Source organism: Acinetobacter sp. Q85-2 (assembly GCF_013420555.1).
In the GTDB taxonomy this organism is placed as follows: Bacteria; Pseudomonadota; Gammaproteobacteria; order Pseudomonadales; family Moraxellaceae; genus Acinetobacter; species Acinetobacter indicus.
Map to the genome: position 1 here is coordinate 28,508 of NZ_VOXW01000011.1, position 24,844 is coordinate 53,351.

Genomic DNA, 24,844 nt, shown 5'->3' on the forward strand with positions numbered 1-24,844 from the left:
TAATGATTTGCTTATTCTAAAAAATGCTAAAGATGAGAAAAAGATCAACATTTATAGTGAAACAGCGTGGAGTAGATCTATCTGAAATCTGCTGGATTTAAAGCTGAAAAAAAGGGGATTTTTTAGTAAAAAGATCAGGATGTGCAGGGCCGAATAGACGGATTTTGTGATGACAGCGCAGCAAAATGGAAAGATAAAAAGATTAAAAATAGCAGGAAATTTCACTTTAAAATTATTATTTGTGTATTCAGTGTCATTACATAGGGATGACATGTGTTGGGGTTTTGGATTTTATTTGATCAATCTTTCAGCATGATAAAAAGCAGTTAATGGTCATGAAACTGCAAGTCAGGTGGAATAGAGTGAGATAAAGCGGTGAAAGCGTGATAAATGAATGGGCCCAGCACAGCATCATCAATCAAACCTGATAGTCATACTGGATAAAAACAAAGCAGTTAAAATATAGAAAAACCTGAATTTTTTCTCAGCTCAGGACAAACAGTCGTTACAGTCACTTCAAGCAGAATATGTTAAAATTCCACGCAGCAATTGAAGGAGCAAGGTCTTGCAAAAACGAAAACTGAAAATAGGCATTGTGGTGGGAGAAGTTTCTGGGGATACCTTGGGTGCCAGACTGATCCGCCGTTTTCGTGAGCAAGGTATTGAGGCTGAATTTGAAGGCATTGGCGGCCCGCAAATGATGGCTGAAGGCTTTAAAAGCTATTATCCGATGGATATTTTGTCAGTCATGGGCATTGTTGAAGTCTTAAAAGACATTAAAAAGCTGTTTGCCGTGCGTGATGGATTGGTTGAACAGTGGAGCAAGGAGCCGGTCGATGTTTTTATTGGGATTGATGCGCCGGACTTTAACCTGCGTTTATCGAAAAGCCTGAAGCAGAAAAGTCCAAGCATTAAAACCGTGCAGTATGTCAGTCCTTCGGTCTGGGCGTGGCGTCAGGGTCGTGTTCATGGCATTAAAGCCAATATTGATCTGGTGCTGTGTTTATTTCCATTTGAAAAAGCCTTTTATCAAAAATGGCAGGTTCCGGCTGCCTTTGTCGGGCATCCATTAGCGAGTCAGTTGCCTGTCGATAATAATCTGGCCGATGCCAAACTGGAACTGGGGCTGGAAGCTTCGCAAAAGCATATTGCCTTATTGCCCGGTAGTCGTCGTGGTGAAATTGAGCGTTTAGGGCCATTGGTTCTGGCAGCCGCTGAAATTCTGGCTGCGAAATATCCAAACTATCACTTCTTAATTCCCGCCATTAACGATGCGCGTAAACAGCAGATTGAAAGTTTATTACAGCATTGTGCTGCTAATCTGAGATCACGGGTTAGTCTGCTGGAAAATACCGATACAGAATCAAAAATTGGCCGTCAGGTCATGAATGCAGCGGATATTGTTGCGCTGGCTTCAGGTACTGCAACGTTGGAAGCGATGTTATTGCATCGTCCAATGGTGACTTTTTATAAGCTCAACCGGATTACCTACTGGATTGCCAAACTGCTGGTTAAAATTCCGTATTACTCGCTACCGAATATTATTGCCGGCAAAAAAGTCATTGAAGAGCTGATTCAAGAAGAGGCTACACCAGAGCGTCTGGCGCATGAAATTGAAAAGCTGATGCATATTGAAGCTGCACAAATTCAGGTGATGCAGCATCGTACCATGCATAAACAGCTGCTATCCGGCAATTGTGAAGACCCGGTAGCGGCGATTCTGGCTATTTTATAAGAGCCTGCTGAAACTGCTGCCGGTACTGGCTTGGGGTCAGGGCAAACTGTTTTTTAAAAGTCTGGCTAAAGGCGGTTTCAGAAGAATAGCCAACTTTATAGGCAATTTGCTGGATTGAGAGCTGGCCATGACGTAAATATTGAGCCGCCAGTCTTAAGCGATGTTGCTGTAAATAGGCCAGTGGCGATTCACCAACAATCTGGGCAAACAGATTGGCAAATTTTGAGCGCGACATGCAGCATTGTTCGGCCAGGGTTTCGACGGTCCAGCTTTTTTCCGGTTGTCCATGAATGGCGGTTAAAGCATTGGACAGTTCCGGATGGGTCAGGGCACTGAGCCAGTTATTAGAATCATTCAGCTGGGCAATATAATCACGCACACATTCAATAAATAAAATACTGATCAGATGATCAAGAATTTTATCGCGGCCGGGCCGGATCTGATGGCTTTCTACTGCCAGAAACTGTAAGCCAATTTGCAACCATTCCGGCGCAGTGCTGCTCATAATATGATGAATATGCATATAGTCTGGCAAGGCATTTAACAGCGGCTTGGCCATAATGCTGTCCATTGTGCCGTGCATGGCTAAAATAAATGATTTTTCACCGGATGCTTCACCAAACTCGATGGTCTGCTGGCGTTTCTGCTGAAACAGGTCACTAATATCCAGGGCATCTAGCCACTCCAGTTGCGTGCTACTTTTGCCAACATGGCTACCGCCGGAAGGAATCAGCACAATATCACCGGCCTGCGCATAGACCTGACGCTGGGTCGATAATTCCAGATATAATTCACCACTTAGTACCACATAGGCAATAATGGCGCTGTGATCCTGATATTGAAATGCCCAGTTTCCCTGTGGATTCAAATAGATAAATTCAGATTTGTTGAGATGAATATCATCAAAAATTTTACTTAAAGCATCCATATCGGGTTGATATCTTCTTATTTGAGCCTAGCTATTTGGTCATTAAGCCTGAATTTATCGTGTGATGAAAGGCCAATTTCAGGCAATGTGGGCCAAAGACGTTTACATAGCTTTTTTGGACGTTTGCAACTGTTCTCTGTGGCTTGTTTGCTGAAATATATAGATAAGTTAAGCAGGATGGAAGTGCAGGCAATGAATGCTCCGCTACAACTCACAGAACAACAACACCAATTTTTACTTGAAAAATCCGGTCTGGCTTTAGATAAAAAACGTTATTTATGGCTGATTAGCCCATTTTTACCGGTTTTAGGCATTGGGATTCTGGCTGGTTACCAGTTTGCACCGAAACCATTTAAAACTGTATTTGCTCTAGGTGGCCCCCTGTTAATTCATGTGATTATTCCCAGCATTGATACCCTGGTCGGTAAAGACGAGCACAATCCAAGCCCGGAAGAAGTCAAGCTCTTGGAGCAGGACCCGTATTATTCCCGTTTGGTAAAAAGTTTTATTCCCTTGCAGTATATCGCCAATATTTATGCGGCCTATCTGGTCTCACGTAAAGAGACTTCACTGCTGGATAAAATTTTTCTGGGCGCGTCGATGGGACTGGTTAATGGGGTGGCGATTAATACTGCGCATGAACTGAGTCATAAATCCTCCAAACTGGAGCATTATCTGTCGCATCTGGCACTGGTACCATCGGGTTATAACCATTTCCGGATTGAACATCCGTATGGGCATCATAAACGCGCTGCAACTCCAGAAGATCCGGCGTCTTCCCGTATGGGAGAAACCTTTTATGAATTCTGGCCACGTACGGTGAAAGGCTCGTTTAAATCGGCAATTGAAATTGAAACCCAGCGTTTAAAACGCAAAGGCAAGAATTTCTGGTCCAAAGACAATGAATTGCTACAAGGTTGGGGCATGAGTGCGCTGTTTCATGCCGGAATGCTGGCGAGCTTTGGGAAAGGCATTGTGCCGTATTTAAGCACGCAGGCCTTTTATGCCATCAGCCTGTTTGAACTGGTCAATTATATTGAGCATTATGGCTTGCTTCGACAAAAAGATGCGCAGGGCAAATATGAGCGTACCCAGCCGGAACATAGCTGGAACAACAATAATATTGTCACCAATCTGTTTTTATATCAGTTACAGCGTCATTCCGATCATCATGCCTATCCGACCCGTCCATTTCAGGCCTTGCGACATTTTGATGAAGCGCCTGAATTGCCAAGCGGTTATGCCAGTATGTTGCTGCCGGCGCTGATTCCACCGCTATGGTTTAAAATGATGGATAAACGCGTGTTCAAGCATTATAAAGGTGATTTAAACAAAGCCAATATCCAGCCGAAACGCCGTTTAAGCCTGTTTAAAAAGTTTGGCCTGAAGGCAGATTAAGTATAGAAAAATCCATTCGACTGTTTTAGTCAGCCCTATGGTGAGTAGGGTTTTTTTGTACGCAGGCGGTTGATGTTACCCAGATTCATGTTCATTTAACGCTCTTTTCCATCCAGATTTCACAGGCATGACTATGACCGGTCTGGCCTTGTGGGGCAGACAAATGTACAAAACCGAGCTTTTCATAGAGTTTCACTGCCTGCCACAGTGATGCTGTGGTTTCCAGATAGCAGGACTGAAAACCGGCCTGCTGGGCAAAGTCAAAAGCGTGTTCCAGAATCTGTTTGGCAAATCCGTAGCCACGTACTGCTGGCAGAAAATACATTTTCTGGATTTCCAGGCGGCTTGGATCACCCTGCAAAGGCGCAGCACCGCCACCACCAAAAATGTCGCCTTGATTATTGGTAACGACCCAATACTGTGCGTGTGGCTGTGAATACACCGCATATAAATCATCGACCGCAGCATCGGCCACGGCAAAACCGGATTCCGGCGCCAGTCCAAATTCTTTGGAAACCTCACGAATAATACGGGCCAGTGCAGGATTATCTTGGGCTTGAATCGGGCGTAAAAAATACATAAGCGCAGTGCTAAAAGATAAAGAGATGAATTTTATCACTAAATATTCATCTCTTGAGCAGATTTGAGGCACATCTATTGGACTTTAAATGTCGCTTGATGCTGTACTCGGTATCTTATTTAAGTTCACTGGAACTTTTGCCCAGTTCACGTCGGGCAATAATCAGTTGCTGAATTTGCTGGGTGCCTTCAAAAATATCCAGGATTTTGGAATCGCGCGCCCATTTTTCCAGCAGTTCATCTTCGTTATAGCCCACAGCGGCGGCCAGTTCTACACACTTCAGGGTAATTTCATTCCCGACACGGCCAGCTTTGGCTTTGGCAATTGAGGCTTCTTTGGAATTAGGCTGCTTGTTATCGGCCATCCAGGCAGCTTTAAGCATTAATAAACGCGCTGCTTCCCATTCGGCTTCCATTCGATAAATCTGCGCGGCTATCTGGGAGCTGTGTAAATAGGCGGTCTGATAATGCTCATCCAGCTCATGTTTAAAAATCTGCTTGATCCGTTCCAGCGATGCTTTGGCACAGCCAATGGCCATGGCCGCGACCAAAGGACGGGTGTTGTCAAAGGTCTCCATCACCCCGGCAAAGCCTTTGGAGACATCAATCTCGGCATTGCCAAGCAGGTTGCTGGCTGGCACCCGGCAATCGACAAAGCTGATGGCTGCAGTATCGGAGGCTTTAATCCCGAGTTTATGCTCCAATCGCTCTACGGTCATGCCGGGCGTGCCTTTCGGCACCACAAAAGACTTGATGGCAGCACGGCCGAGCTTTTTATCCAGCGTGGCCCAGACCACCACGGCATCGGCGCGTTCACCCGAGGTCACAAAGATTTTCTCGCCATTCAGGATATAATCATCGCCATCTGCGACCGCTGTGGTGCGAATTGCCGCTGAATCGGAGCCGCAGCCGGGTTCGGTAATGGCCATGGCGGCCCAGGTGCCGTGAAAACGCTGTAACTGCTCGTCATTGGCCACCGCAGCAATGGCGGAGTTCCCCAGACCCTGACGCGGCATACTCAGCAGCAGGCCGGTATCGCCATAACACATTTCGACAATACTTAAAGCGGTGGACATATTGACGCCATTTTTATTGCCACTGGCGGTATCGCCACGTTTATTCACCGCAGCGCCGGCGTTCATGCCATCGCCACCTGCATTCATGCCATCGACCACTGAGGCCAGCATATCCAGTTCTTTCGGGTAGGCATGTTCCGCCTTATCATATTTACGTGAAATTGGACGCAGGACATTCAGGGCAACCTCATGTGCCTGATCAATCAGCAGTTTAAATTTTTTCGGGTTCTGTAAATTCATGGGCTGTTCCTTATTTTTATGGTTATTTAGGCATGCAGGCCAGACTGGACAATCGCGGTCGCGCGCAGATCACGATACCAGCGCTCGACCGGATGTTCTTTGGTAAAGCCGTGACCGCCCAGAATCTGCACGCCATTTGTGCCAATTTGCATGGATTTTTCTGCACATAACAAGCGTGCCAGATAGGCTTCCCGATGAAAGTCCTGTCCAGCTTCGGCCAGACTGGCAGCATTCAGCACTAGCATGCGCATCGCATCAATTTCAATCGCCATATCGGCAATCATAAAAGCCACACTTTGACGATGTGAGATGGGCTCGCCAAAGGCCGTGCGCTGGTTGGCATAGTCAATACAATAGGCTTTCACGGCTTCGCAGCACCCAACCGCCATGGCACACCAGACTAAATTACCCAAATCAATAAAAGCACTATAGTCAAAATCATCATCGCCCAGACGTTCGGCTGGGGTATGCTGAAAACTGAGGGTGACTGTTTCTGTGGCCTTCAGCCCCATTGCCGGGCTTTTTTGTGCACGAATGCTGCTGTCGCGTTTCACCACAAATACTTCTGGCTGGCCATTGAATTCAGCACTTACCAGATACAAGTCCGCCGTTTCACCCAGCATTACCAGAGTTTTTTCACCCTGAATCCAGTACTGGCCCTGGCTAAAAGTGGCTTGTGTATTTAAACGCAGCGGATCAAAAGCCGGTGTAGCTTCCTGCACGGCAAAGCTGGCGCGCAGTTCCGAATCTTCTGCAAAACTGGTCAGATAACGTGACTGGATGCTTTCAGAACCCCAGCGGGTCAGGGCATTGATTACCCCAAAGGTCGACAATAAACCTGCGGTCAGGCTGAAATCACCCCGGGCCAAATGCTCGGCCATCAGAATATTAGTGACAATATTCTGCTCGCTGGCCACGCCACCCAAAGCCTCCGGCAGTGCATAATCATTCAGGCCCAAATCCTGACTGTGTCGCCATAACACTTCGGGAAACTGTTCCAGATGATCCGCCTGATGCGCCAGTGGATAAAGCACCTCTGTGGCAAACTGCTGCATGGTATCTACCGTCATTTGCTGTTCTTCGCTCAGGCTTAAATCAAACAGGGATTTTTGCTGATGGGGTAAACGCTGTCTGGGTACATCATCGTGCTTTTGAAAAGCTTTCTGGGTCACGCTTAAGGTTTTAAAGCCGGCTTTGGCCCCCTGATATAAAGATTTTTCTACAAATTTACGCAGTTTGAGCTGGTCTAAAACCTCGCTGCTGGCAAGCCGAGTGAGCAGCGACAGTCCAAATCCTTGGGCCTTGTTTACCATATTGGTCATTGTTGTTGTTCCATCATGCGGGTGATTATTTTTATGCTGACACGCGGCTGTTTAAAAAACCATGTCAGAACTGACATACTCAATTGTCAAAGATAAACGGTTGTTGCAAGATGAAACAGGAATCTAAATAGTTGCTTCTGTTTATATTTTTAATTTTTGGAAAGAGCGGGGAAGGGAGAGGATTGACCCGAATGACATTAGCTGCATTCGGGTCGGGTGTGGCTTTACTGGAATTTTTTGATCATGTCGCGCACATTGGTTTTGGCATCAATCACGGTCATAAAGGTATAAGCCCCAATAAATTTACGGCTAATAAACATAAACTCTTTCGGCGGAACACTGAAATAACGTGAAGCCATGGATTTAGAGGCCTGTTGCATCACCCGGCTATGCAGCTGGCTTTTTTTCCAGTCATAACGATGCTGATCATCCATCACACCGGCTGGTAAATCCGGGTTGTTTTCAGGACTGCTAAAGGCTTCGGTGGCCAGTAAAAAGACTTTGGCCATATCCGGCTTAATGCTTTGCGGAATGGAGTCAAAAAACTCATAACCGGTCATGGCTTTCACCATCATCTCCGCGTCATGCTGATAGCCGGCCTGAATCAGGTTACGTGCGACCGAGAGCAGGTTGTCATCAAACTGGCGAATGGCACCGAAATCCAGCAGCACAATTTTATCCTGTACATCTGCGCCATTGCCCAGACGTACTAGATAGTTACCGAAGTTTGGGTCGGTCTGCATTTCGCCCCATTCAAAAATTTCCCGCACTGCCACTTCTAAAGAGGCTTCACCAAGCAGGTTACGACGTTCTTGTGGTAAAGACAGCATCACCGGACTGTTGATTGGTACGCCACGTTCAAAGGTCATGCACAGCACCTGATCGGTACAGTAATCTTCAATAATGGTTGGAACGATATAGCGCGGGTCCTGCTTTAAACGCTCGGCAAAACGGCGTGTGGTGGCTGCCTCAATCCGATAATTGACCTCGCGGTGCATCATTTCGCGGACTTCATCAAACCACTGATCAAATTCGCGGGTTTGCGGCACCATGCGGGTCAGTTTCAGCATGTTTTTAAACAGACTCATATCCGAATCAATGGCATCGGCCACACCCGGATACTGGATTTTTAATACCAGTTCCATACCATCAGATTTACGGGTGGCGCGGTGTACCTGAGCTAAAGAGGCGGTACCTAAAGGCTCATGGTCAATGGTGAGATCATTAAGTTTGGAACCTAACTGGTCCTGTAACTGGGTTTTAATCGCAGGCCAGGCCAGGGCAACAGTCTGGTTATTCAGGGTATTCAGGGCTTGGGTGATTTCTTCAGGCAGGAAATGTTCGCCGTAAAGCGCCATCATCTGGCCAATTTTAACGATAGAGCCTTTCAGTTTGCCAATTTCTGCGACCAGATAATCGGCCTGTTCTTTCATGGCTTTTTTGCGTTTCTTTTCTTTTTCTTCTTCACTGGAAAAGATTGAACCGGCGCTGGAGGCGGCCCAACGTGTCCCGGCCAGCAACGATGCCTTCGCGATCGATAAGCGTCGATCCATAGAGGAAGTTTTCAATTGTTTAAGCTTATCGTTCTGATCTGACATGTAAATTTAATCCTTCAATCAGCAATTCGCAGAAAGGTCATAGTTTAACGAATATTAACGGGTCTTAACGTATTAAAAAAGTTCAAGTTGCTGAATGTCGAGTTAAGTTTTGCATTCTCTATGAAATAGCCTAAGCAAAATCTATAAAGATGCAATTTCGCTCACTCACATCCGGAATTTAATCTTGAGGGTACTTTTTTGTTGCAGCATCTGCTTGTTTTCATCAATGTATTTTAAAATCAGGCTTTGTACCGATTCATGCAGAAAACCATGCGCATAGCCTTTGACAATAATAATGCTGGGCAGGTTAAAGAACAGATATTTGGCATCATCCAAAGTCGCATCCTGAAAAATGCCGCGTTCCACCAGCATCTGCTGTAAAAACTGTTTTTCCTGCAAGACACGCGGTGAATCGTTGTCATTCCAGTAGTTTTGACGCATGGCCAGCAGGTTATTGTGTTTGTAACTCATATCAACAGGTTCATGGGAGTCTCATAGTCAATATAAGGTCTATTTTTGCAGATTCAATCGCAAAATGGCAGGAAATTGTGAAGATCTGGAAATTCTATCCTGTTCATCGCTATAGGTTTTTTGCTTGAAGTTCAGTAATATGCTTTACATAAATTAAAACAAAGATGATCGCTGTGTTTGGCAGCAAGGGGAATATGATGCGTTTAGCATTCATCGGGGGAATGGCCTGGGCGCTGCTGGCGGGTTCGGCCTATGCGCAGGAAAGTTATTCAAAACAGTATATTCAATGTAGCAATCATGCTTATGGGCAAACATCCGTCTTGCAAAAATGTGTCAATAAAGAACTGAAACAGCAGCAAAAACGCTTAAAGAAAAGCTATAAGTCTTACTATCGGGCCAGTGGGGCATATCAGGCCAATATTGCCCAGCAACATGCGCTGTGGGAGCAGCGTTTAAAGCAGCAATGCTATCGGGGCATGAACGGTGATGTTGCCAAATTGCAGCAATCGCGTTGTACGCTGGCACAGGTGATTGATCAGGCCAATTATTATCAGAGCAAATTTATTGCCCGTTAATCCTGTACTTAGCATTTCAGGGCTTTATTCCAAATCTGGCTAAGGCCGTGAAAGTTGAGATCAATTTATCAGATTGAAATCCGGCTTTTACGCACAGAGACATTATAAAAGCGCACAAAACAAGGTATCATAAGGCGTTTTAAAAAATTGACTCTGGAGAGACCTTAGGTGGATCGACCGACTATTAGCCCTGAACATTTGCAGGAAGCCGCTGAAACATTAGTCACCATTCGTGATTTTATCCGTTTTGGTGTAACAGCATTACGTCAATATGATGCACATCTAGGTCAAGGTACAGAAGATTATTTTGCTGAAAGTTCCGCGTTGGTATTACAAACCCTGTCGCTGGACTGGAATGCCGATGCAGAAATTCTGGATGCCAAATTACTGCCGAGCGAAAAGCAGGAATTTTTAAGTCTGCTGGAGCGTCGTATTAATGAACGCACGCCAACCTCTTATCTGCTCAATCTGGCCTATTTCTATGGCAAGCCGTTTTATGTCGATGAGCGTGTACTGATTCCACGTTCACCAATTGCTGAACTTATCGAAAACCGTTTTGCGCCATATTGTCTGGATGAAAATGGCCAGATGGGCGAAGCCAATAATAACTTGCCGGCCAATCCAAATCCGCAAATGCCACGCCGTATTCTGGATATGTGTACCGGTTCAGGCTGTATTGCAATTGCATTGGCTTATGCTTTCCCGGATGCGGAAGTGGATGCGACCGATATTTCTAAAGATGCTTTAGAAGTTGCGGCCATTAACACCGAACATCACAACATGCAGTATCAGGTGGCGCTGCTTGAGTCGGATTTGTTCTCTAAAATTCCAGCAGAAAATCAGTATGATCTGATTGTATCGAATCCACCATATGTCGATGCCGAAGACATGGCCGACCTGCCAGATGAATTCCGTCATGAGCCAGAGCTGGCGTTGGCTGCCGGTCAGGATGGTCTGGACTTGGTGCGTAAAATGCTGGCCCAAGCCGCAGACTATTTAACCGAAGATGGTCTGATTGTGATTGAAGTCGGTAACTCTGAATGGGCCATGAAACAGAACTTTAATACCGTCGATTTCCACTGGCTACAATTCCAGAAAGGTGGTTCAGGCATTTTTGCCCTAACCGCAGCACAGTGCCGTCAATACCGCGATTTATTCATTCAATCTGTTAATTCATAAAGGAGTCGTTGCACATGGCAGGTAATAGTATTGGACAACTCTTCCGTGTCACGACTTGTGGTGAATCGCATGGTGTAGGCCTGATGGCCATTGTTGATGGTGTACCGCCGGGCCTGGAACTGACTGAAGCCGATTTACAGCACGATTTGGACCGCCGTAAGCCGGGGACTTCCAAATTTGCAACCCAGCGTAAAGAGCCGGATCAGGTTGAAATTATTTCTGGGGTATTTGAAGGTAAAACCACAGGTACCCCAATTGGCTTGCTGATTCGCAATACCGACCAGAAATCCAAGGATTATGGCAACATTGCCCAGACTTTCCGTCCGGGTCATGCCGACTATACTTATACGCAAAAGTACGGTTTCCGTGATTATCGTGGTGGTGGTCGTTCCAGTGCCCGTGAAACTGCGATGCGTGTAGCTGCCGGTGCGATTGCCAAAAAATATCTGGCAGAAAAATTCGGGATTCTGATTCGTGGTCATGTGACCCAGATTGGCACCGAAAAAGCGGAAAAGCTGGACTGGAATGAAGTGCCGAATAACCCGTTTTTCTGTGGCGATGCCGATGCTGTGCCACGTTTTGAAGCGTTGGTGACTTCACTACGTGAACAAGGCACCAGCTGTGGCGCCAAACTGGAAATTCTGGCCGAAAAAGTGCCTGTGGGCTGGGGCGAGCCGGTATTTGACCGTTTAGATGCCGATATTGCCCATGCCATGATGTCGATTAACGCGGTTAAAGGCGTAGAAATTGGCGATGGTTTTGCCGTGGCGGAACAGTTCGGTCATGAAACCCGTGATGAACTGACCACACAAGGCTTCCTGGCCAATCATGCTGGCGGTATTTTGGGTGGTATTTCCAGTGGTCAAACCATTCGTGTGGCGATTGCGCTTAAACCAACGGCGTCTATTACCACACCGGGTAAAACCATTACCATTGACCGTGAAGATACCGATGTACTGACCAAAGGCCGTCACGATCCATGTGTGGGTGTGCGTGCTGCACCAATTGCGGAAGCGATGCTGGCGATTGTGCTGATGGATCATTTCTTACGTCACCGTGCACAAAATGCCGATGTGGTGGCGCCATTTGCACCGATTGAGCCTTAATTATCCCAGATTAAAGAAGCCGGACTGAATGTCCGGCTTTTTTTATGGCGATAGGTTGTATCCGTTTGAAATTTCCTAAGAAAATACCACGATCAATGAGATAAATACAGAAGTTGATTGAGCTTGAATCTAAATATTGGTTGCTTTATCACCACCTTAAATTAAGCATCCACATAGACATCAATTCAGATATAAATAAAAAGCGGGGTTGGATAAAAATAGATTTTAATTTTTAAAAGAGATCGGGCTGATCTTTTTTAAAGGATGTGGGAAATCATCTTGTGATGAAATTGTGCTGATCCCATTTTGTATCAGAATGAATCTCCCAGAAATTAAAAAGCTCCCCGAAGGGAGCTTGTTTCATCAAGAAAAGAACCAGGTGTAATAGCCCCAGATCATTAATGGCCAGGCCACAAATGGACTAAACAGCCATTTCCACAGCCAGAAACGTGGGACAAAACCAACACCATGGATAAATCCGCCGGAAATGCCAATCATTATATACATCATGGCACTGTGGCTGTAATTGCCATCGGCATCCAACATGGCAGCTGGATGAAGTAATAACACGGCTGCCAATGGAAAGGCCAATAAGCAAGAAATGACCATCGCAAGTTTATTCGGTTTTTTTTCGATTACTGGAGTTTCCATTACAACCTCTGTCATGACTTATTCCTCATCCAGGTCTTGATGATGCTCGATATAGAGCGCACTCAGTACACCTGCAAAACAGGCCATCAAAATACCGAGAATCCAAGCAAAATACCACATAATCTTTACTCCTTTAGCGCATAGCCTTAGTACAGGCTATGCGAATTCTCTTTGATGTGTTTGTTGGTAATCACGCCCCACATCTTGTAGTAACACCAAGTGGTGTACAGCAAAATGATTGGCACAAAGATACAGGCTGCAACGGTCATTACCGTTAAGGTATTTTGACTAGATACCGCATCCCACATGGTTAAGCTAGATACAGGATCTATGCTCGATGGCATCAGGAATGGGAACAGGGCAAAACCTGCAGTCAGAATCGCACCTGTTACTGCCAGTGCAGAACCAGTGAAGCTTAAACCTGCTTTACCTTTAGAGGCTGCCAGAATCACAATGATACCGCCTAGAATACCCATAATTGGCGCAATCATGGTGATCGGGTAAGCCGAGTAGTTGTTCATCCAGCCCGGGTTGGCATTGGTCATCACTTCTTTGGCTAACGGGTTTGCAACGCTACCGGTGTCATATGGTGTAACCAGGGTATAACCTTGGATGCCACCGAAGTATAACCATGCACCTGCCAGCAGGAAGCAGACCAGGAACACGATACCGCTGATTTTGGTGGCTTTGGCAGAACGCTCGCGTAAAGCACCATCGGTACGTAACATTAACCATGCACCACCATGCGCACACAGCATGGCCAGACTCACGATACCGCAGACCAAAGCAAACGGGTTAAGCAGGGCAAAGAAGCTGCCGGTGTAGTTGGATCGTACAGTCTCATCCAGTTCAAAAGGTACACCTAAGAACATGTTACCGAACGCTACGCCAAATACCAGCGCAGGTACTGCACCACCGATACATAGACCCCAGTCCCAGGCAGTACGCCATTTAGTGTTTTCCAGCTTGGAGCGGTAGTCAAAGCCGACCGGACGCAGGAATAGCGCAAACAGGACTAAAAGCAGCGCCCAGTACATGCCCGAGAAGGCAGTTGCATACACCATTGGCCATGCAGCAAATAGTGCACCACCAGCAGTAATGAACCAGACCTGGTTACCGTCCCAGTGTGGGGCAATCGTGTTGATTGCCGCACGACGTTCTTCATCATTTTTTCCAACGAATGGCATGATCGCCATAGAGCCCATATCGAAACCATCGGTGAGGGCGAAACCGATGAGCAGTACGCCCACCAGTACCCACCAGATGATTTTGAGTAATTCATATTCGATCATGCTTGAGTCTCCTCAGATGCTTTTTTGGCAGCTTCCAATTTTTCGAAATGGTATTTGCCGGTATGTAACGAGCTTGGACCAAGACGAGAGAATTTAATCATCAGGTACATTTCAATGATCAGCAGTACGGTATAGAACGATGCTAATGCAATGATTGAACCCCATACATCGCCAGTACTTAAGCTAGATGCAGAGAGATATGTTGGTAGAACTTCACCAATAGTCCAAGGTTGACGACCTACTTCAGCCACATACCAGCCAGTTTGCGCAGCAATCCATGGTAGTGGTAGGGCAATCAGGGCGAATTTTAATAACCAAGGTTTGTTTTCTGCATTACGTTTTGCTACAGCCAGTGTTGCCAGAACGAACAGGAGTAGCATTAAGAAGCCAGAAGCCACCATGGCACGGAAGGCCCAGAACAAGCTTGGAACGTGTGGAATAGTGTCTGCTGCAGCAAGTTTGATTTGCTCATCAGTCGCATCTACCACGTTAGGTGTATATTTTTTCAGTAACAGGCCATAACCCAGGTCTTTTTGAGATTCATCAAATGCCGCTTTGAGTTCTGGTGAGGTGTCACCTGCACGCAGTTGTTCAAGTTGCTGATAAGCCACCATACCGTTACGGATACGCACTTCATGCTGGGCAATCAGGTCTTTGATCCCGGTCACTTCTTCAGTGGTTGAACGTGTGGCAATCAGACCCATCACATACGGAATTTTAATCGCATAATCGGTAGTCTGAGTTTCCTGATTTGGAATACCAAACAGGGTAAATGCAGCCGGTGCCGGGTGAGTTTCCCATTCCGCTTCAATCGCAGCCAGTTTGGTTTTTTGGACATCGCCCAGTTCATAACCAGATTCATCACCCAGTAAAATTACAGACAGGGTAGATGCCAGACCGAAGATAGCCGCAATCGCGAATGAACGACGCGCAAATGGCAGGTCACGTTTTTTCAGCAGGTAGTAGCTCGAAATCGCCAGAACGAAAATCGCACCTGTAACATAACCGGCAGAAACAGTATGGACGAATTTAACCTGTGCCACCGGGTTGAAAATTAGCGCACCGAAATCAATCATTTCCATACGCATGGTTTCATAGTTAAACGCAGAACCGACCGGGTTTTGCATCCAGCCGTTAGCCACCAGAATCCACAGCGCCGACATGTTAGAGCCCAAGGCCACCAGCCAGGTTACACACAAGTGCTGTACCTTGGACAGACGATCCCAGCCGAAGAAGAACAGACCAATAAAGGTCGATTCAAGGAAGAAAGCCATCAAGCCTTCAATGGCCAGCGGAGCACCAAAAATATCACCCACGTAGTGCGAGTAATACGCCCAGTTTGTACCGAACTGGAACTCCATGGTCAGGCCGGTAGTTACCCCTAAAGCAAAGTTAATACCGAACAGTTTTCCCCAGAATTTGGTCATGTCCTTATAAATTTCTTTGCCGGAAATCACATAGGTGGTTTCCATAATGGCCAGAATAAAAGCAAGACCAAGTGTCAGTGGAACAAAAATAAAATGATACATCGCGGTCATTGCGAACTGGAACCGCGAGAGATCGACCACGCTTTCAGAAATCATCAACGTGTCTCCTTGATTTGGGAAGGATTGCTGGCAATACGCTCAGCAACTTGAGAGTCAAAATTTTCAGGAATGGTAGGGGCATCGAACCAGATATTTTTAATCGCCATTAAAATAACAACCTTAATTATTAAAATGGCTGCTATTTCTCGGGTTACGCGACGGTTCAAATCTTTCGGGACTAAGCTCATAGAAACAAGCCTGTTTTTTAAACTGTGTCTTATATTATTAAACAAAATAATACAAAAAATAAATAGTCTGCACAGTTAAAATGAAAATATATTGTTTATATTATAAAATACAATAACTTATAAAAAGTTTTTTTAATTTTTAATCAAAAATATTCCAGTTAAAAACCTGACTAAAATGCTTGTATTTATAATAATGATTATTCTGACTAAAATAGTTATATTTAAAAATTTTGACGATTGTATTAAAAATTCCAGCTTTTAATTTTTAACTTTTATTCAATAGTTGGGTGTTAAAAATGGCTGTAAGGCTTGAGGTGTAAGCATTTGCACAGAAAACAGTCAAGCACCAAAATGAAGCAATTTGTAGCAAATATGCACAATGAAGTACGATAAAAGTGCAATAAGCAGTGACACGGAAAATTTTTTAGTCTTCAACGTGGAGGGCAGAGTGAACAACTACAACGAACAACCATAGAGATAGTCATAATGCACAGAACAGCTGATCTTGAGGCCAAGAGAAAGTGAATCGAGCAGCTTAAACGGAAAGAACGAACGTACACGGCAAGGAAGAAGGGAAAGCTGCGAGATACATGGCGTTGTAGCTTTATCTTGGACAAAGTAAGGATGTGTATCTGACTCGTGGCTGAAAGATGAGCGAGCTTAAATCAGCTGCTAGTTTCACCATAGAACAGATTGTTCGAAGCGGAAATTTTCTTGGCAATGTAATAGGATTTTTTTTGCCGGATTAAAATGACTTGTGCCTGAAATTCCAATTCACCAAATTCCGGTTCGACCTGCACGTAATGCAGCTGGCCGTATTCATCACGAACCCGGGCCTGAGCCGAAAAACCGGGACGGGCATTGCCACTGGAAATGGTGGCCAGTCGGCCCAGCAAATTGACATGTTGAATGGTTTTTTGCGGTTTAATCACCTGATCCAGACAGTGAATCATAAACACGGTAAAAAACAGGGCAATGATAAGCGCCGGTAAAATCAGATAGTACGATGGAACAAAACTTTGCTGCTGTGAATAGAGCGCAAGCTGCAGGAAATAGCCTGCCACACTAAAATTCAGGAGCAGAAACACGAAAATCAGCAGCTTGGAAAATTTGACATTGAGTAAGGGAGAGTCTAGCAGCCGCTGCGGAAACAGCTGCTTGAATATCGCGCTGGGCTTGAGATTAAAATAATGCCCCACAATTTCCGCCAGGCTGAGCAAGACAAGTGCAATCAGACTTAAATGAAAAGGAATTAAGTCGATGTCTAATACAAACTCAAGCATGGCGTAACCTGCAGATGGGGCTTAAAATTATTCTGTTAAGTAAATTCCGCCATCAGAATGCACGGTAATCTCTACTTTTTCAAGTGCTTGACCTTGGCATGGGCCAGAAATACATTCCCCGGTTTCAACCACAAACAGCGCACCGTGGGTCGAACATTCAATAAATTCCTGATCCCGGTCTAAAAACTGGTTTTCCAGAAATTCAAGCTCAACCTGCAAATGCGGGCACAGGTTCTGATAGGCATAGAACATGCCATCGCGCTGGGTAATAAAAATGGTATCGCCATCTGGAAGCTCGAACGAGCGTGCTTCGCGTTCAGGGATATCTTCGGTCATGCAGATTTTATGCATTAGGCACATTCCTTGTTATAGCTCTGAAGAAGGGTTGCGTACTGTTCAACCTCTAGACGTGGGCCAAATTGTGATACCACTTCACTGGAAATTAAAATGGCCAGCTCGGCAGCGGCTTTAAAGCCAAGGTTGGCATTCAAGGCATACAGGAATGCACCGGCAAAGGCATCACCCGCACCATTGGCATCAATGGCATGCACCTGACGGCCTGCAACGCTAAAGGTATGTTGACCATCAAAAATCATTGCGCCTTGTGCGCTCATTGTAATGACAACGTATTTGCTTTTTTGCTTCAGCTGTTCCAAAGCGGCTTCTGCCGTGTCGGTGCCGGTATATATCATGGCCTCCTGCTGGTTACAGAACAGCAGGTCCACGCCATCATCGAGTAATTCATCTAAACCTTGACGCGCATATTGCACCATTGCCGGGTCAGATAAGGTTAAGGCAATTTGGGTCTGGTGAGCTTTGGCAATTTCGCGCGCCTGTTTTACCGCCTGACGTGCGCTGTCCGAAGTCGATAAATAACCTTCGATATACAGCCATTTCGCGGTTTTTAAGGGTTCAAAGTCAATTTGTGCATCGGTGAGTTCTGCAGTAATACCCAAATAGGTATGCATGGTGCGCTCAGAATCCGGGCTGACTAATACCATACAGGTTCCGGTTACGCCTTCACTGACCGATTTTGCGGTGGTGCGAATGCCCGCATCATTCAGGCCATTCAGGTAAATTTCACCCAAGTCATCATTACCTACGCGGCAGGCATAAAAGGCAGAACCGCCCAATGCGCTAAAGGCAACTGTTGTATTTGCAGCCGAACCGCCTGAAGCTTGACCTTTATAGCTTTGCGTTTGCTGTAAGTTGTTGTATAAATTTGCTTGGGTTTCGCCATCGGTCAGCTGCATGGTGCCTTTTTGCAAATTTTGTTGAGTAAGGAAGTCATCAGAGACTTGAAATTCCTGGTCAATGAGTGCATTACCAATTGCAAAGAGGTCAACAGTTGCCATGTCGTTCAATCACATCAAAAAATAAATGCTAAGTTTACACCAATGCTCAGGATTGCTGTAGATTTGTGAATAAAATTCATTTTTTAGACGGTTTTATTCATTGAGGAAAGTTAGTAAAGCAGATCAGGATAGTGAAATGAATATCGAGATAAAAGAAGCGCAAGGATTACCAGAGCAAATTGTAGAGCTTGAAAAACAGGCATCAAAAGAGGGTTTTGCTTTTGTACAGCGTTTAATTGATGAGTATCAGAGTGCCAAGAATCGTTTCGATCAGCCTGGGGAGTTTTTACTTTTTGCTTATGATCAGGACAAGCTGATCGCCTGTGGCGGCCTGAACCAGCAGTGGAATGATCAGGAAGTGGAACAGGGAATTGGCCGGGTGCGCCGTTTCTATGTATTGCCTGAATATCGTAAACACGGCGTAGGCAAGCTGTTATTGCAATACTTAGAGAAAAAGGCACGTCCTCATTTTTCGGCCTTGTGTCTGGATACCGAAACCAAATCTGCGGCGCATTTTTACCAGAAGCAGAATTATGTCTATGTCGAAAACCATCCGAATTATAATTATTTTAAATATCTGGTTTAAACGGCAGCATGAGCTTCGGACTGGGGTTTGAAAATTGCCTGGTTTGCAAATTTCTATAATTTTAGTCGGGATTTAAGCGTGAATTATATCAAGAACTAAAGCTATAATGGCTTTAGTTTTTTTATTTTGATGATTAGGAGATCGCATGACTGTAGATGTCACTGAAACCATTTCTCAAACCGTTCATCCTGCGTTTCAGTTGGTACGTCAACACCATGTTGAAGCCTTAGACATTTTAGTGTCTGAATATAAGCATCGGGTTACCGGTGCGGTGCATTATCATTTGGCCACCAATCATGATGAAAATGTATTTCTGGTGGCATTTCGTACCCAGCCCATGGATTCCAAGGGCGAAGCGCATATTCTGGAACATACTGCACTGTGTGGCTCTGAAAAATTCCCGGTACGCGACCCGTTTTTCCTGATGATTCGCCGTTCATTAAACACCTTTATGAACGCCTTTACCGCAGCCGACTGGACGGCCTATCCATTTGCCACCCAAAACCAGAAAGATTTCCAGAACCTGCTGGAGGTGTATCTGGATGCAGCCTTTGCAGCCAACCTGAATCCACTGGATTTTGCCCAGGAAGGGATTCGTATCGAGCTGGAAAATGGTGAGCCTGTATATAAAGGCGTGGTCTTTAATGAAATGAAAGGCGCGATGAGTTCGCCTTCAGATCAGCTGTATCACCAGTTGGCACATCATTTGTTCCCGGAAACCACCTATCATTACAATTCCGGTGGTGACCCGAAAGATATTCCAGACTTAACTTACCAAGAGTTAGTGGATTTCTATAAATCCCATTATCACCCAAGTAATGCGGTATTTATGACTTTTGGTAATCAGTCAGCGTATGACTTGCAAGAACAGTTCCAGAGCTTGGCTTTAGCCAAGTTTGAACAGGGCGAAACCCTGTATTCAAAACCTGAGCGCCGTTTGGCTGCGCCAGTGACCGTAACTGAAAGCTATGCGGTCGATGCTGAAGATTTAAAAGACAAAACTTACCATGTTCTAAGCTGGTTATTGCCAGAAGCCAGTGATATTAAACTGCGTTTGGGCATGCGTCTGGTCGAAGGGGTGTTACTGGAAAACTCGGCTTCACCACTGCGTCATTATTTAGAAACCTGTGGTTATGCGCAATCAACCGGGCCATTTATGGGCGTGGATGATTCCAACTTTGAAATGACTTTCTTCTGTGCCATTCAAGGTTCTAATCCTGAGCATGCAGCAACCTTTAAAGAGGGCGTCTTCAAGGTACTGCAAGAAGTGGCGTCTAAACCGGTCGACAGCGATACCGTCAATGCCATTTTACACCAGATCGAGCTGCATCAGCGTGAAATTAACGGCGATGGTATGCCATACGGTTTAAGCCTGATTCTAAACGGCTTGAGCAGCGCGATTCACCATAGTGATCCGGTGCATGTCTGGGATGTTGACAGTGCCATTGAACAGGTTAAAGAAGAACTGAAAGATCCAATGTGGCTGTCTCAGTTGATTCAGCAGCACTTGATTGATAATCCGCATCGCGTCCAAATGACCCTGGTCCCAGATGCCAGCAAATCAGCCAAAGATGCCGAAGCTGAAAAAGCCCGTCTGGCTGAAATTGGTGCGCAGCTGACCGAAGCACAAAAAGCAGAAATTATCGCCCAGACCGAAGCGCTAAAAGTGCGTCAGGATACCCCGGATGATTTAAACCTGCTGCCAAAAGTCGGCCTCGAAGATGTGCCGGCAGAATTGCAAATTGTACAGGGGCAGCTACGTGAGATTATCTGCAACCGCATTGATACACCATTAAACCTGTATCATGCCGGTACCAACGGTATTTATTACCAGCAGGTCTTGGTGCGTATTCCCGATGAGATCGTGAAATCGCCTTATTTTAATCTGCTGTCGATTTTAATGGGTGAAGTCGGTGCCGGTGAATATGATTATCTGGAACTGCAACAGCTGCAAACTGCAGTGAGTGGCGGTCTGGGTATGGGGGCATCCTTACGCTCTAAGGTCGATGACAAAAACCGGATTAGTGCCTGGCTGACCTTAACCACCAAATCACTGGTGAATAATTTTGATGCCATCCGCCTGCTAAAAATTGCCTTTGAGCAACTGCGTTTTGATGAAAAAGACCGGATTATCGAGCTATTACAGCAACGTAAAACGCGCTGGCAGTCCCGGGTATCGGGTGCAGGACATAGCTATGCCATGCAGGCCGCTTCACGTAACCACAGTGCTTTAGCGCTGCGTGACTATCACAATACTGGTCTGGGTGCATTGAACTGGTTAAGCGAGCTGGTCAGCAAAATTGAACAGGATGATGCTGCTTTTGATGCGCTGATGGATGAGCTTAAGCTGATTCACAGTATGTTGCTGCAAGCGCCAAAACAGTTCCTGCTGGTCTGTGAAGAGCCACAATCAGACCGTTTGATTGAAGAAATCCAGACCGTGTGGGACAAGCTGGCAATTGAACCGCACGAGGCAGCTTTAACTCAAGTGCCTGTTGAAAATAACAATGCAGATGAAGCCTGGCTGATTCAGGCCAATGTACAGTTCTGTGCGGCAGCGTATCCTGCGGTGGAAGTATCGCATCCAGATGCAGCACCATTGATGGTCTTGGCGGCGTATTTGCGCAATGGCTTCCTGCACAGTGCCATCCGTGAAAAAGGCGGCGCCTATGGTGGCGGTGCCAGCTATGATGGCAATGCCTGCTCGTTCCGTTTCTATAGCTACCGTGACCCGCGTCTGGCTGAAACCTTTAAGGATTTTGACGCCAGTGTGGACTGGTTGCTGAATACCGAGCAGTTACCGCATCAGCTGGAAGAAGCCATTCTAGGTTTGATTGCCAGCATGGATAAACCAGGCTCTCCAGCCGGTGAAGCAATTACCGCATGTTATGCCTTATTGCATGCGCGCACCCCGGCCTTTAGAACCAAACTGCGTGAGCGTTTACTGGCGGTTACTTTAGATGATCTGAAACGTGTGGCCGATGTCTATTTGCGTCAGCAAACCCCGGTGAAATCGGTGGTGGCACCGGTGGCGAAACGTGAAGCGCTGCAGGAGCTAGGTTTCCAGATCAAACAAGTCAATTAAAAAAACAATAGAGGAAGTTCTATGGCGTTCAATCCTGTTGAGCGCACAAGCTGGTCGCTGAGTGTTACTGCACTCAGCGCTTTGTTTGTGACACATGTACAGGCGCTGGAAGCAACGGTGGTCACCATTCCGCCGACACCGGAGGCCTGTGTGGCGCTGGAGTCCAATGCCGAGCGTTTAGCCTGTTATGATGCTTTATTCAAGTTGCCGGAAGCAGAAAAGGCCGATCTGGTTTCCGAGCGTCAGGCGGCGCAGCAATTGGCCCCTCCACCAGAAACCGTTAAAGAAAAAATTGTGGCCGGGGTGAACAACCTGTTTTCGCTGGAAGGCTCACATATTGATCCGAATGTGTCGTTACTGGATAAACGCTGGGAACTGGCACCCGAAAGCAAGCTGGGCACCTGGAATATCCGGGCTTATCAACCGGTGTATCTGATGCCGGGCTTCTGGACCTCCGATAAAAACGAACGTCCATCCAGTCCCAATAAAAACAATACCGTTACTGAAGCGCAGCAGCAGAACCTGACATCAACCGAGGCCAAATTCCAGTTGTCACTAAAAACCAAAGCGGTTGAAAACCTGCTGGGCGATAATGGCGATCTCTGGCTCGGTTATACCCAGTCCTCACGCTGGCAGGTTTATAATGGTGAAGAATCACGCCCATTTCGTGAAACCAATTATGAACCTGAAGCCAGTTTAATGTTCAGAACCAATTATGAGATTCTGGGCTTGAATGGGCGCTTGTTAGGCCTGACCTTGAACCATCAGTCCAATGGCCGTTCCGATCCGCTGTCACGTAGCTGGAACCGGGTCATTTTGAATCTGGGCTTTGAAAAGAACAATTTTGCGCTGATGCTGCGTCCGTGGTATCGCATTGAAGAAGACCGCAGTGATGACAACAACCCGGACATTAAAAACTATATTGGCCGTGGCGATATGCTGGCATTCTACCGCTGGAAAGATCATGATTTCTCGCTGATGTTACGACATAGCTTAAAAGGCGGAGATGATGCGCATGGCGCCGCCCAGTTTGACTGGGTATTCCCGATTAGCGGCAAATTAAGAGGGCATTTTCAGCTGTTTGATGGCTATGGAGAAAGCCTGATTGATTATAACCACCGCGCGACCTATGTCGGCTTAGGTGTATCGTTAATGAACTGGTTCTAAATTCATGCGCCAGCAAAAAGCCACTGTTTACAGTGGCTTTTTTATTTTCAGTTGATAACGGAACTCGCGCATCAACCAATCTGAATATCGGTGGTGGGATGTTGCAGGCGGCTGCGTTTTGGGGTAGCAATTAAATAGGCCAGGGTCAGTGGGCCTAAACGGCCGGCAAACATCAGCAGCATTAAGGCCACCAGACTTAAGGGTTGTAATTCCCCGGTAATCCCGCGAGATAAACCCACGGTACAGGCCGCAGAAACCGCCTCAAACAGCAAGTCCATAAACTCATGTTCAGGTTCCAGCAGCAACAGGCTGAAAATCCCGGCAAAGACTAAAAATGCAGTAATTGACACCACAGCCAAGGCTTTAAAGGTGGTTTTTTCCGGTACCGAATAATTAAACACCCGCACTTCATCGGCGCGTCTTAAAAAGCTGATCACGCTTAATACCACAATAATAAAGGTGCCGACTTTAATGCCACCGGCGGTACTTAAAGAGCCTCCGCCAATAAACATTAGGAACATGGTCAGTAAATTGGAAGCATCACTCATGCTGGCAATATCCAGACTGTTAAAGCCGGAAGAACGGGGTACGGTAGCATGGAACCAGGCATTCCAGGCCTGATCGGTCAGGCTCATGGCGGCCAGCGTCGCAGGGTTACTGGCTTCGAGTAACCAGATGGTGATAAAGGCAAACAGGTTTAAACCCAGAATGGTGGAGAGGATCAGCTTGCTGTTGGCGCTGAGTTTATGCCAGTGCCGGGTTTTTTTAATGTCCATTAGCACCACAAAGCCCACACCGCCAATAATGTAAAGCATGCTGATGGTAAAGGTAATCAGGTACTGGTCGGCAAAGCTCATTAAACTGTTGGGAAATAATGAAAATCCGCCATTATTGAAAGCCGAGACACTATAAAAGGCGGCATAGAAAAAGGCTTCCAGAAAATCGTAATCTTGCAACCAGGCCAGGGTCAGAATAAAGGTGCCGATGCCTTCAAAAAACAGCGAATAGAGTAATACGCCTTTAATGGTAAAGCCTACCGTCGCCAGACTGGTCTGACCAATGGTTTCCTGGGCCATCATCTGCTGTTTTAAGCCAATTTTCGGTGACAGGCTCATGGCGGCCAGAATTGCGAAAGTCATAAAGCCCAGCCCGCCACATTGCAGCAACAGCATAATCACAATCTGGCCAAATACGGTATAGGCCTCGCCGACATTGACCACCGACAAACCGGTAATGGTCACCGCAGAGGTGGCGGTAAATAAAGCCTGTAACCAGCTCAGGTCCCCCTCATGGGCAAAGGGCAGTTTAAGTAGCAAGGTCCCAATCACAATAAAGCTTAAAAATCCCAGTGCGAGCAGACTCGGCGGGCTTAAATTGACCGTGGTTGCTGTGCTGGGCTTCGCCGTATTTTTATAGGCAGTCTTATTCTTCGTCATGTGGTTCA

23 protein-coding genes are annotated in these 24,844 nt (G+C 46.1%); 8 read left to right on the plus strand and 15 right to left on the minus strand.

Annotated elements, in window-relative coordinates; genetic code table 11:
• Positions 1–565 precede the first annotated feature (565 nt).
• The gene (gene lpxB, locus FTT68_RS07900; protein ID WP_180175273.1) at positions 566–1,735 is read left to right on the plus strand and encodes a lipid-A-disaccharide synthase; all 1,170 of its coding nucleotides are present in this window, start codon (positions 566–568) and stop codon (positions 1,733–1,735) included.
• Here the strand turns inward: lpxB and FTT68_RS07905 are convergent.
• Positions 1,725–2,663 (minus strand): AraC family transcriptional regulator, encoded by a 939-nt coding sequence (locus FTT68_RS07905; protein ID WP_016658191.1) that lies wholly within the window; start codon positions 2,661–2,663, stop codon positions 1,725–1,727. The two genes, lpxB and FTT68_RS07905, sit on opposite strands and share 11 nt — an antisense overlap.
• A 192-nt stretch (positions 2,664–2,855) precedes the next feature.
• Here FTT68_RS07905 and FTT68_RS07910 point away from each other — a divergent pair, with 192 nt between their 5' ends.
• Positions 2,856–4,061, plus strand: a complete 1,206-nt coding sequence (locus FTT68_RS07910) for an alkane 1-monooxygenase (protein ID WP_180175274.1) — start codon at positions 2,856–2,858, stop codon at positions 4,059–4,061.
• A gap of 91 nt (positions 4,062–4,152) precedes the next feature.
• Here the strand turns inward: FTT68_RS07910 and FTT68_RS07915 are convergent, their stop codons facing one another.
• The 5 genes from FTT68_RS07915 to FTT68_RS07935 form a co-directional block, all read right to left on the minus strand.
• Positions 4,153–4,641 (minus strand): GNAT family N-acetyltransferase, encoded by a 489-nt coding sequence (locus tag FTT68_RS07915; protein ID WP_104513276.1) that lies wholly within the window; start codon positions 4,639–4,641, stop codon positions 4,153–4,155.
• Positions 4,642–4,756: 115 nt separating this feature from the next.
• A complete protein-coding gene (locus FTT68_RS07920) occupies positions 4,757–5,956 on the minus strand; it encodes an acyl-CoA dehydrogenase family protein (protein ID WP_075174883.1) in 1,200 nt (399 codons plus the stop codon).
• A 26-nt stretch (positions 5,957–5,982) separates the two neighbouring features.
• The gene (locus FTT68_RS07925) at positions 5,983–7,278 is read right to left on the minus strand and encodes an acyl-CoA dehydrogenase family protein (RefSeq protein WP_005177643.1); all 1,296 of its coding nucleotides are present in this window, start codon (positions 7,276–7,278) and stop codon (positions 5,983–5,985) included.
• Positions 7,279–7,502: 224 nt separating this feature from the next.
• Positions 7,503–8,876, minus strand: a complete 1,374-nt coding sequence (locus tag FTT68_RS07930; protein ID WP_005177645.1) for an AarF/ABC1/UbiB kinase family protein — start codon at positions 8,874–8,876, stop codon at positions 7,503–7,505.
• Between the two features lie 165 nt (positions 8,877–9,041).
• Positions 9,042–9,347, minus strand: a complete 306-nt coding sequence (locus FTT68_RS07935) for a hypothetical protein (protein WP_005177647.1) — start codon at positions 9,345–9,347, stop codon at positions 9,042–9,044.
• 197 nt (positions 9,348–9,544) lie between these two features.
• Here FTT68_RS07935 and FTT68_RS07940 point away from each other — a divergent pair, with 197 nt between their 5' ends.
• The 3 genes from FTT68_RS07940 to aroC all read left to right on the plus strand — a co-directional run bounded on the left by FTT68_RS07940 (position 9,545) and on the right by aroC (position 12,207).
• A complete protein-coding gene (locus FTT68_RS07940; RefSeq protein WP_227554581.1) occupies positions 9,545–9,922 on the plus strand; it encodes a lysozyme inhibitor LprI family protein in 378 nt (125 codons plus the stop codon).
• A 168-nt stretch (positions 9,923–10,090) separates the two neighbouring features.
• Positions 10,091–11,101, plus strand: a complete 1,011-nt coding sequence (gene prmB, locus FTT68_RS07945; RefSeq protein WP_045795711.1) for a 50S ribosomal protein L3 N(5)-glutamine methyltransferase — start codon at positions 10,091–10,093, stop codon at positions 11,099–11,101.
• 14 nt (positions 11,102–11,115) lie between these two features.
• Positions 11,116–12,207 (plus strand): chorismate synthase, encoded by a 1,092-nt coding sequence (aroC, locus tag FTT68_RS07950; protein WP_016658184.1) that lies wholly within the window; start codon positions 11,116–11,118, stop codon positions 12,205–12,207.
• Between the two features lie 363 nt (positions 12,208–12,570).
• Here aroC and FTT68_RS07955 read toward each other — a convergent pair whose 3' ends face one another.
• The 8 genes from FTT68_RS07955 to FTT68_RS07990 all read right to left on the minus strand — a co-directional run bounded on the left by FTT68_RS07955 (position 12,571) and on the right by FTT68_RS07990 (position 18,562).
• Positions 12,571–12,873, minus strand: coding sequence for a cyd operon YbgE family protein (locus tag FTT68_RS07955; RefSeq protein ID WP_005177656.1), 303 nt, complete (start codon positions 12,871–12,873; stop codon positions 12,571–12,573).
• Positions 12,874–12,876: 3 nt separating this feature from the next.
• Entirely contained in the window at positions 12,877–12,978 is a 102-nt protein-coding gene (gene cydX, locus FTT68_RS07960; RefSeq protein ID WP_002120988.1) for a cytochrome bd-I oxidase subunit CydX, read from the minus strand.
• A gap of 26 nt (positions 12,979–13,004) precedes the next feature.
• Complete coding sequence (gene cydB / locus FTT68_RS07965) at positions 13,005–14,150, minus strand: cytochrome d ubiquinol oxidase subunit II (protein ID WP_160241340.1); 1,146 nt, start codon at positions 14,148–14,150, stop codon at positions 13,005–13,007.
• Positions 14,147–15,733 carry a cytochrome ubiquinol oxidase subunit I gene (locus FTT68_RS07970; RefSeq protein WP_005177660.1) on the minus strand — a complete coding sequence of 529 codons (1,587 nt, stop codon included), beginning with the start codon at positions 15,731–15,733 and terminating at the stop codon, positions 14,147–14,149. The genes cydB and FTT68_RS07970 overlap by 4 nt, the downstream gene beginning before the upstream one ends.
• Positions 15,733–15,924, minus strand: a complete 192-nt coding sequence (gene cydP / locus FTT68_RS07975) for a cytochrome oxidase putative small subunit CydP (protein WP_005177663.1) — start codon at positions 15,922–15,924, stop codon at positions 15,733–15,735. The genes FTT68_RS07970 and cydP overlap by 1 nt, the downstream gene beginning before the upstream one ends.
• Before the next feature lie 665 nt (positions 15,925–16,589).
• A complete protein-coding gene (locus FTT68_RS07980) occupies positions 16,590–17,207 on the minus strand; it encodes an OB-fold-containig protein (protein ID WP_104513280.1) in 618 nt (205 codons plus the stop codon).
• 27 nt (positions 17,208–17,234) lie between these two features.
• Positions 17,235–17,543, minus strand: coding sequence for a Rieske (2Fe-2S) protein (locus tag FTT68_RS07985; protein WP_171065079.1), 309 nt, complete (start codon positions 17,541–17,543; stop codon positions 17,235–17,237).
• Between the two features lie 14 nt (positions 17,544–17,557).
• Positions 17,558–18,562 (minus strand): adenosine kinase, encoded by a 1,005-nt coding sequence (locus tag FTT68_RS07990; RefSeq protein WP_180175275.1) that lies wholly within the window; start codon positions 18,560–18,562, stop codon positions 17,558–17,560.
• Between the two features lie 136 nt (positions 18,563–18,698).
• Between FTT68_RS07990 and FTT68_RS07995 the strand changes: the two genes are divergently transcribed.
• The 3 genes from FTT68_RS07995 (at position 18,699) to FTT68_RS08005 (ending at position 23,400) form a co-directional block, all read left to right on the plus strand.
• Positions 18,699–19,148 carry a GNAT family N-acetyltransferase gene (locus FTT68_RS07995; protein ID WP_005177673.1) on the plus strand — a complete coding sequence of 150 codons (450 nt, stop codon included), beginning with the start codon at positions 18,699–18,701 and terminating at the stop codon, positions 19,146–19,148.
• A 145-nt stretch (positions 19,149–19,293) separates the two neighbouring features.
• Positions 19,294–22,233, plus strand: coding sequence for an insulinase family protein (locus tag FTT68_RS08000; RefSeq protein WP_075167736.1), 2,940 nt, complete (start codon positions 19,294–19,296; stop codon positions 22,231–22,233).
• Positions 22,234–22,254: 21 nt separating this feature from the next.
• Entirely contained in the window at positions 22,255–23,400 is a 1,146-nt protein-coding gene (locus FTT68_RS08005; RefSeq protein WP_180175276.1) for a phospholipase A, read from the plus strand.
• A 71-nt stretch (positions 23,401–23,471) separates the two neighbouring features.
• Here the strand turns inward: FTT68_RS08005 and FTT68_RS08010 are convergent, their stop codons facing one another.
• A complete protein-coding gene (locus FTT68_RS08010) occupies positions 23,472–24,836 on the minus strand; it encodes a TrkH family potassium uptake protein (RefSeq protein WP_168406313.1) in 1,365 nt (454 codons plus the stop codon).
• Positions 24,837–24,844: the final 8 nt, after the last annotated feature.